The organism is Enterococcus sp. H57 (genome assembly GCF_003112495.1).
Taxonomy (GTDB): domain Bacteria; phylum Bacillota; class Bacilli; order Lactobacillales; family Enterococcaceae; genus Enterococcus_B; species Enterococcus_B faecium.
The window spans coordinates 1-258 of record NZ_BEHC01000077.1 but is presented as its reverse complement, the minus strand read 5'-3'; the positions used below and the strand labels follow the sequence as shown (position 1 = coordinate 258).

The 258-nt window shown below is 35.3% G+C and carries 1 protein-coding gene; it reads right to left on the bottom strand.

Features of this window, described 5'->3' with window-relative positions:
* On the bottom strand, nucleotides 1–258 hold a 258-nt coding region (locus tag DIZ30_RS12620), incomplete at both ends, for an IS30 family transposase (RefSeq protein ID WP_109023265.1).

The window sequence follows — 258 nt, the reverse complement described above, 5'->3', positions numbered from 1 at the left end:
GAAATAAATATCAATATCATTCGTATTACTAATACTTTTCCAATTAGAGAATTCTTTTCCACAATCAAAGGTAATTGATTTGAAAAGATTTTTGAGTACGGATTGAAGCCATTCATTAATCGAATTTTCAATATCAACTGCCTTACGGCCTTCTGGTTTCAAGACGATAATGGCTTTTGAAAGTCGCTCAACGAGTGTGATGACGGCACTTTTATGGTGGATGCCGACAATCGTATCACCCTCTAAATGTCCAAATTC